4 protein-coding genes are annotated in these 8,868 nt (G+C 69.7%); 1 reads left to right on the top strand and 3 read right to left on the bottom strand.

The annotated features are described in order from the left end of the window. Both casA and ACYP53_RS41110 read right to left on the bottom strand, forming a co-directional pair. On the bottom strand, window positions 1-649 hold a 649-nt coding region (gene casA / locus ACYP53_RS41115), incomplete at its 3' end, for a type I-E CRISPR-associated protein Cse1/CasA (RefSeq protein WP_459651202.1). Between the two features lie 475 nt (window positions 650-1,124). Beyond that, a complete protein-coding gene (locus tag ACYP53_RS41110) occupies window positions 1,125-4,019 on the bottom strand; it encodes a CRISPR-associated endonuclease Cas3'' (RefSeq protein WP_459651201.1) in 2,895 nt (964 codons plus the stop codon). A 517-nt stretch (window positions 4,020-4,536) separates the two neighbouring features. Between ACYP53_RS41110 and ACYP53_RS41105 the strand changes: the two genes are divergently transcribed. Continuing rightward, window positions 4,537-4,872, top strand: coding sequence for a hypothetical protein (locus tag ACYP53_RS41105; protein WP_459651200.1), 336 nt, complete (start codon window positions 4,537-4,539; stop codon window positions 4,870-4,872). A gap of 444 nt (window positions 4,873-5,316) precedes the next feature. On the opposite strand, the gene ACYP53_RS41100 is transcribed toward ACYP53_RS41105, so the two are convergent. Further along, complete coding sequence (locus tag ACYP53_RS41100; RefSeq protein WP_459651199.1) at window positions 5,317-8,868, bottom strand: nSTAND1 domain-containing NTPase; 3,552 nt, start codon at window positions 8,866-8,868, stop codon at window positions 5,317-5,319.

The raw sequence follows: 8,868 nt of genomic DNA, 5'->3' as shown, positions 1-8,868 counted from the left end.
ACAGGTCCGGGGCCTGGTTAGGGCTGGTGGGGCGGGGGACGTTGAGCAGGAGCGTGGTGTAGAGGTCGTGGGGCGGGTGGTGGTAGGAGACGGTGGAGCGCAGGGGTCCGGCGGTGAGGTCGGCGGTGCCTTTGCGGCCGGGCAGGGTGCGAGTGGAGCAGCGGCCGGCCGGGCCGTAGTAGTGGTGGATGAGCAGGTGCCACAGGGCCTGGTCGCAGGGCAGGGGCTGGGGGTCGGTGTCGTTGTGGGCCGAGAACCAGGCGAAGTTGTTGCCGGCGGGGCGGCCGTAGGTGAGGGCGTTGACGCCGGCGCGTTCCTTGCACTGGGCGGGCAGGGAGGGGTCCTGCAGGAAGGGGCGGAGCGGGTGGGTGTGGAGCAGGTCCCAGGTGCAGCGGTCGAAGTAGGTGTGGACGGCGTTCTCCTCGAAGCCTGTGGGGGTTTCGAGGAGGGTGCGGCGGTGGTGCGTCCAGTGGTCGGTGCCGCTTTCGGTGTCGTCGAGGCCGGTGATGCGGGCAGTGATGGCGGCTGCGATACGCATCAGTGCGGAGGCGGCCGGGGGGATGGGCAGGGCGAGGTCGTGCAGGAGGTGGGCGTCGAGGAAGAGCTGGCGCAGGCCGACCGTGGCGTGACGGCCTTCCAGAGTTGTCACGGGGATGCAGGGTTGTTCGTCGACGCGGTAGCCGATGTGTTCGGGCATGGGTCAACTCGGTTGCTGTGTCGGTGATTTGTCGGTGCATCTGGGCCTGCGCCGCGCATGCCGGCGGCGGGCTTGGCCGGCAGGGCGGGGGCGGCGTCCGGTCCTGGTATGGAAGGTGCCGGGGCGCTGGGATGGTGGGTGGTGGCGCTGCCCGGAGACCGGGGCCTGTCCGGGATGGCAGCCGTGGAATGGGGTCCGGGATTCGACCTACGTCCGGCCTGCCGGCCGGCCGGGGCTTGTCCGCTGGAGGTGGGGATGGGAGCCGGGGCGGCACGCCGTCCGTGCGCGTTGGACGGCTGGGTGTGCGCGGCCCTGGGCGGGAACCGGGTCGGGTTCCTCCCCGCGGCACACATGGTAACCACACGAACCCGTCCGATGACAAAGCGTGAGAGCAAGTGCGATTTTCATCCAGATGCAGGGCTGTGCGTCAGTCCTGCTCCGTGTGGACCAGGCCGAGTTCGCCGTCCAGGCGCAGCAGGTGGCGTCCGAAGCAGGCAGGGGTGGCGTCTGCGTGGTGCGGGATGAGGACGACGCCCGCGAGCAGGGCGTGGCGTTTCCACGTCTCGGGTACGGCGGGGTGCTGCGCGGGTCTGGGGGTGACCCAGGCGGGCGGGACGGGGAAGGTGTGCTGGAGGACGGTGCGTACGTCGCGGGAGCGCAGCTGTGTGGTGCCGGGCAGTGGGTGGTGGCCGGCGGCGTCGAGGGTGGGCGGGTGGCCGGGGGTGCAGTGGACGGCGAGGGCGCGTACGGGCATGGCGCCCAGGCGGGTGGCGGCGGTGGCGCTGGTGAGCGGCTGGCGGTGCAGGTCGGCGAGGGAGGAGACGTAGGCCGGGGCGGGGATGGCGTGGCGGGCGGCGTGGTGTTCGTCGATGCCCGTCCGGGCGCGGTGGCCGGCGAGGAGGTGCCCGAAGCCGCCCGTGTCGGCGGCAATTGGCCCGGTGGCGTGGATCTGTTCGACGAGGTGCTGGACGTCGTCGGGCATGGTGACCCGCGTGTGGCCGCGGGTGTGCAGGAGCGCGGCGGTGGCGTGCAGGAGGTCCGGGTGCTCGTGGCGGCTCCAGTGGCCGGGCACGAGTGTGGTGCCGGTGGCGTCGACGGGCTGCAGCACGGTCAGCGGCGCGCGGCCGGGCCGGCGGGCGAGAGCGGTGCGGCCGGGGGCCGTCTCGAAACGCCTGAGGCGGCCGGCGAGTTGCAGGAGCCGGGCGATGGAGGCGAGGTCGGCGACCAGGGTGTCGAAGTCGATGTCGAAGGAGATGTCCAGGCCGCTCGTCGACACGACGATCAGCCGTTCGGGCCGCGGGCCGCCGCGCCCGAGGGCGTTCAGGACGCGGCGGGTGGCGGCTTCGCGGACGGCTCCGGGGAAGCGGGCGTGCAGCAGCACGAGTTCGCTCTCCCGGCCGGGGCGGGTGAGGTCGGGCCGGCGGTGTTTGAGGTGCAGGTAGGTGTCCTGGGCGTCGGCGACGGTGGCGCAGGCGATGCCCGCGCAGCCGCCGTGCTCGGCGGTGGGCGCCAGAAGTTCCTCCACGAGGTGCAGCCGCTCCCCCGCCTGCGTGGGACGGCCGGTGTGTTCCAGGCGGCGGTGGAGGACCGGGCGTACGGCCAGGTGCACGTCGCGGCGGTGCGCGGCGGCATGTGCGGCGCAGGCGGTGGCGTGGGCGGTGGTGACGGTGGCGGTCGCGGCGTCGGTGAAGGTCCAGCCGGGGTAGGGCGCGGCGAAGGAGCGTGCGGCCAGGGCTGCTTGGCGGTGGCCAGCGCCGGTGAGGTAGGCCCGCACCAGGTGGTCGGTAGTGGCGGCGGGCATGGTTGCCGAGAGCAGCACGACGGGGGTGCGGTAGGCGCCGAGCCAGGACAGCAGGCGCTCAAGGAGGATGCGGCTGTAGGGGGCGAGGATGTGGGCCTCGTCGATGACGACCGTCTTGCCGGACAGGGCGAGCATCCGCATGGCGCTGTGGCGCACGGGAAGGGCGGCCATGAGGGCCTGGTCGTGGGTGGCGACGGTGAACTGGGCGAGGAGTGCCTGTTCGGCGCCGCGCAGCCAGGGGTCGGGGACGGTGACCTTTTCCTCGGGCCGGCCGCGGCCGTCGGCGCCGTCATCGTCCCGGTGGCCGTCGCTGGTGCGGGCGCCGCCCGGCGCCAGGGCGCGGTCGTTGTAGGCCGGGTTGAGGAAGGCGTGGCTGTGGACGAGGGTGAGCGGGGCGTGTTCGGGCTGGTGGGCGCTCACGTAGGCGTCGGCGAGGGCCCAGGTGGCGTCGGTGGTGGCGGTGGTGGGCAGCAGGATCGCCCAGCCCCGGGTCCCGCACGCAGCGTTGAGGATGCGGGTGGCTTCCAGCGCGAGGACGGTCTTGCCGCCGCCGGGCATGTCGGTGGCCACCAGGATTCCCGCCCCCCGGCTCCCGGCCGCGGCGGGCAGCTGGCCGATCAGGGACGCCTGCAGGTCGTTGGGCCGCTCGTGTCCGTGGGCCCGGGCGAACGGCACATCCGCGAGGCGGGTGCGCAGCAGCCCGGCGTCCCTGAGCGTGTCCGCCTCGGCCATGGAATGGACGGCGCTGCGCAGGGCGGTTCGGGCGCGGGCGAAGTGCTCGGCAGTGCCAGAGGCGGGCAGTTCCGCCAGCGGCAGCCAGAAGTCGCGCCGGCTGACGAGCCGGTCTGCGCTCTGGGTGAGGCCGCAGATCAGGACGGCGGCGGGTACCGACACGCGGGTTGGGACCGCGGTGGCGCCGGTGAGGTGGCGCAGCTGGGCGGTGTAGCGGCGGCGCAGGTCCTGCCAGCGTGCGCCGCCCAGGCCGGCGGTGACGCGGGACAGGCGGGCGGCGCCTGCGAGGTCGAGCTGCAGGAAGCGTCCGCGGTGGCCGCCGAAGATCTGGGCGATCCTGACGGACGGGGTGTTGTTGCCGCCGGCGGCGTAGCCGAGGTCGGCGAGCAGGTGGACGCCCAGGTGCATGGAGGCGCGTTCGTGACCGAGCCGCTCGTAGCGGCCGGCGTCCTGCTGGAGGGCGTCACTGACGGCCGCCCACGCCACGGGCTCGCACGCGGCGAAGGAGGGGATCAGCTTGCCGATGTCGTGCAGGCCCGCGAAGAACGCGACCAATCGCCGTGCCTGCGCCCGGGTCACCCCGAGGCCCTCGGCGATCACCTTGCGCTGCGAAGGAGTCAGGAACCGGTCCCACAGCTCGAGCGCGGCAGCCGCGGTGTCCAGCAGGTGGAACAGCAGCGGGTAAGGCAGGTTGAGCCTGCCGCAGAACTTCCCCCAGGGACACAGGTCGATCCCCTCGAAACCGCTCTCCTGCAGCACGTCCACGTCCCGCTCCCCGGCATCGCGCACCCCGGCCGGACGCTCCTGTCCGACCGGTGACAGCGCTTGGCGTTCTGCCTAACCGGCCCGATGCGCGAACAGGCGGGCTTCTCTGCCGAGTTCACCTGATCAAGCGACGGGCCAGCCCTGTGTTTCACGGGTCACCGGTAAGCGGCGTACCGTCTCCGTCGGGTTCGTTCCTGCCTTCGCACCAACACCCTGCTGGTCACGAGGCAAGGCAAGCACGCAGCCAGAGCGCGAGGTCCCGCAAGGCCTCCTCATGCCAACCGTCCGGAGTTCGATCGAAGTAACAACCGTCCCCCGCGGGGGGTGGATCCCCGGCCCAGAGCATCGTGGCCGCCCTCAAGCCGTAGTTCCCCGGCACACGGGGGTGGCTCGTGGAATGGGGCCCGTTGTCTCGTCTACCGGGAGTGCTCCCCGACGCTCGGGGGTGACTCCGGCCCCGCCGTATGGTCGTCCAGCACCTACGACTAGTTCCCCAGCGGGCGGGGGTGGTTCCTTCCTCGTTCGGCCTTACACGCGCGACATGCAGCAGTTCTCCGGCGCACGGGGGCAGCGCTGCCACGCCGGCAAGCTTCCCTTGGACCGGCTCCGTTCGATCGCCAGGGCCCTGATGGCTGGCCTACGGCCGGAGCCGGTGGGCTTCGACGGCTTCCCGGACATCGCATGTGAGATCGCGGAGCACCGCAACGTTGCGGACGATGAGGAACGAGCGGGTGGTCTGGCTGATGACGACGGCTTCGAGGCGGTGCTGGCCTTGCAGGCATGCACCGTGGCTGCAGAGGGAGATGACGTCGGGGTTGTGGTCGTCCCAGCCGCCGTCGGCCATGTCGCGTGCGCGGGCGGTGTCCAGCCGGCTTGACGTCTCGACTCCGGCCTTACACGGATGCCCTGAACCGGACCACCAGCGCCCGCCGCGGCGGTAACATCCTGGTGGGAAAGGGCGGTCCCCACGCATACGGGGGTGCTTCTCCGGGGATCGGCTTCACCCTGATCGCTGACACGCGGTCCCCACGCGGGGGTGCTTCGGACTGGTACGAGACGGCTCTGCTGCTGTCCCCGCGATCCCCACGCGTACGGGGGTGCTTCCCAGGCCAGCGCCTACCGCCGTCGCCAGGAGCTGCGGTCCCCACGCGTACGGAGGTGACTCCACCAGCACGCCGCCGGTGGCTTCAGCACGGGGGTGGTTCCCTGTACTGGGAGCACCTGGCACTGCTGGGCCGCCTCCTCGGCCCCTTCGCTGGCGGCCCGCTCACACTGCTGCGGGACCTGGCTTGCCAGGAAGGCTCAGGGGTGTCCAGGCCGGTCAGCGGGCTTTGCCCGGCGGAAGGTAGAGGGTGAATGTGGAGCCCGCGCCTACTGTGCTCTCCACGTGAATCTCTCCACCGATCAGCCGAGCGCTTTCACGGCTGATCGACAGTCCCAAGCCCGTTCCTCCGTACCTGCGGTTGTTGCTGTGGACTCCCTGCGTGAATGCCTCAAAGATGTCCCCCAGCCGTTCAACGGGGATGCCAATGCCGGTGTCGGCTACCTCAAAGGCAATCAGCGGCTCGTCAAAATCAGTGATTGAGCCGGATCGGAGCAGGCGCCGGCGGATGCCCTGCGGCATGTCTGGCCCATCCGGGGCGACCGTGAGCTGTACGAGGCCCGTGTCGGTGAACTTCAACGCGTTGGAGATCAGGTTGCGCAGCACCTGCTGGAGCCGCTGCTCGTCGGTGTGCAGAATGGCGGGCAGAGCGGGCGAGACCCGCACCGCGAAGTCCAGGTTCTTGTCCAGGGCGACGGGCTGGAAGGTGGCCTCGACGTAGTCGACGAGCTGGACGAGCGCGATCCGGGACGGGTGAATGTCTCCCTTTCCTGCCTCAGCCTTGGACAGGTCGAGGATGTCGTCGGTCAGCTGGAGCAAATCCAGGCCCGAGCCGTGGATGGTGTCGGCGAACTCGACCTGTCTGGGCGAAAGGTTGCCCTCGTTGTTGTCGGAGAGCAGCTTGGCCAGGATCAGCAGCGAGTTGAGCGGGGTGCGCATCTCATGGGACATGTTGGCCAGGAATGTGCTCTTGTGTCGGGAGGCAATGGCGAGTTGCTCGGCGCGCTCCTCCAGAACCTTCCGAGCGTCCTCGATCTCTCTGTTCTTGACCTCGATGAAAAGGTTCTGCTGGGCAAGCTGCTCGGCCTTCTCCTGCAAGTCCTCGTTGGTGCGCTCCAGCTCCTCCTGGCGCACCTCCAACTCGGCAGAGCGAATGGAGAGTTCGGCGGTGAGCCGCTGGGACTCCATCAGCAGGCCCTCGGTCTTGGTGTTGACGCTGATGGCGTGGACAGTGGTCCCGGCCAAGTCAGCGATCTTGTTCAGGAACTCCAGGGCGACAGCGCTGAACGGCTGGGCGGCCGCGACCTCGAGGACGCCAAGCAGTGAGCCTTCATGCTTGATCGGGAGCACTGCGACGTGCGCCGCTGCTGGTCCCAGTTCCGCCGAGCGGGTTAGGGCTCCCGGAGGAGCGTCCCACAGGACCATGGACCTCGAAGCGGCAGCTTCGTTGACGGCCGCAAATTCCCTGCTCGCCACCGGCTCACTGCGGCCTGGGCGGTGCCCGTAGCGTGCGATGAGCCGCAGGACGGAGTTCTGCTCCTCGTCGTAGCCGACGATCATCTCCCTGGCACTGCGGCTGACTTCTAGAGCAAGGTAGAAGGAGCCGTAGGGCGCTGCGACGGCAGGTGCCGCTTCGGTCAGTACGAGGGAGGTCGTGGCTTCCAGGTCGCGTTTGCCCTGCAGCATCGCTGCAATGCGGGCCAGGTTTGTGTTCTTCCAGGTCATCTCCTGGAGTTGTCTGTACTCCTCGACAAGTTGCTGGGTGCGTTGCTCCGACTTGGTCAGTCGTTCTTCGGTCGCGCGGCGGGCGATGATGGCTGACTGGCTGCGCGTCACCAGGTGGGTGATCTCCTCGGGGATGTCGGTGCCCCGCTCGGCCAGCCAGCGTTGCGCCTCCGTTACTCGGGCCTCGGACAGGAGGTCCGCTTCTGCGGCTCGTTCCTCCATGACGGCCAGCCATCGCTGGAATTCCGCGTCTTCGTCTACCCAACTGGCGAGCCTCGACCATTCTCGGATGAGTGCCTCGTGGGCGATCTCTGCGGAGCCCGAACCGTCGGGGCCGATGACGACGAGTCGGTGTTCTGCCTGGGCGAGTGCCTGGGCGACCTCCCAGTCGGCGCCGAGGCGCTCGCGTTGGGCGACCACCCGGACGGCGCTGCTCGCTCCTCCGCGGGCCCGCGTCATTGCCATGAGTACGCGGCGGATTCTCGATTCGTCGAAGCTCTCCCGGACGGAGGAGTACACCGTTTCGGCGTGCTGGTTCAGGGCGCCGGACACCCCGCCGAGTTGGTGGTAGGAGTCGAAGCTCATCTGCCTGTTGCGCTGGAGCGGCCATAGTTCTGTCAGCGCGAACTCCAGCAGGGGAAGCCCTCCTGGCCCGCCGCTGGCGTCACGCGCGATTGTTTCGGCCAGGCCGGGAACGTAAGTGACGTCGGCGGTCCTGGCCGGCTCGACGATCACGCGTGACAGCGCCTCCCTGCCGAGTGGCGAGATGTTCAGCTGGCGGTCCTGGAGGCGGGGCCCGATGTCGGAAAGCGCTAGGAGATCGGGAAGGAAGTCAGCACGTAGGGTGCAGATCAGGCGCACGTCCCCCACGGCTTCCGGGCCGTCGAGCGGTGGAAGCATCTGGTCCAAGAACTCGACGTGTCCACTGCCGCTGGTCCGGTTGGTGAAGACCTCTTCGAACTGGTCTCCGAGCAGCGCTATACGTCGGCCGGTGAGGAGGGCGACTTGCGAGGCCACACGCCAGAAGCCTTCGCGCCGCAACTGGTCTGAACGAGCTATCAGGTCGTCGAGCGAAAAATGCGGTCGGGCCGGCCTCTCGAGTTCGAGAAGTGCACGAGCCACGGCGTCGAACGGTGCGATGCCAGGTCGGAAGGACGCCACTAGCCAACCGTCGTTGACCAGCGTCGGCCACAGACCCGCTGACACCACCGAGGACTTCCCCACCCCGGACGGCCCCACCACGGCCACCAGCGGCTTCGCCCTGACCATCGTACGAAGGCGCGACACCTCCTCCTCGCGTCCCACGAACAGCCCGCGTTGAGCGTCTGCGGCGGTGAAGGACTGGAGCCCTCGATAGGGGCAAGGCGGCAACATACTGCTGCCCAGCTCTTGAGGCCATGCGGCGGCCAGTTGGATCGACGGGACCGCATAGGCATCACCCGCCGTCCCGTCCCGGCCCGCAACGGCGATCATGCCGACCACGGCATCGCCGAACTCATCCGTGATCACAGCCGGCGAGCCGCTATAGCCGGGCTGTGTACGCAGCGCGGCCTCCATCTCGGTGTCAAACTGGATCAGTCCGCCGCCGGTTGCCCCTCGCAGAACGCATCGGCTCCATCCACCGTTGGTCCGGCCCGGCGGATTGCCGGGATACCCGAAGACGCTGGCTTTGGCATCCCGCACCGTGCTGTGGTCGACCAGCCGTGCGGGTCCGGCTCCCACGGGCAGGGTGTCGCCGCCCACCAGGGCAAGCCCCGCGATGTCACGACCGGCCGATCCCTGCCCGGGAGGGGGGTCCCATTCCTCGATCTTGCAACTGCGCAGGGGGGCGCCTTCGGAGTCCCCGACCAGGGGGAAGTCGATGTGGATCCGTACGCCGTCCGCGGGACGGTCCGCAGCCGACTTGTCGCGGTTGATGGCCGCGTTGACCACGTGGGCGCAGGTGATGATGCGGCGGTCACCAACGACGAACCCGACCCCGACCGAGTCCTCGCTCCCCACTCGCCGGATGCGGACGACGAACCCTTCCCTATTGACGTGCACCAC

The sequence above is a fragment of the Kitasatospora sp. Ki12 genome (assembly GCF_054601375.1).
This window is presented reverse-complemented; position numbering and strand designations above follow the sequence as displayed.

Excerpts from the sequence above, each read along its gene's own strand:
- ACYP53_RS41105 (WP_459651200.1), top strand. The coding sequence starts at position 4,537 with ATGCAGCAGTTCTCCGGCGCACGGGGGCAGCGCTGCCACGCCGGCAAG.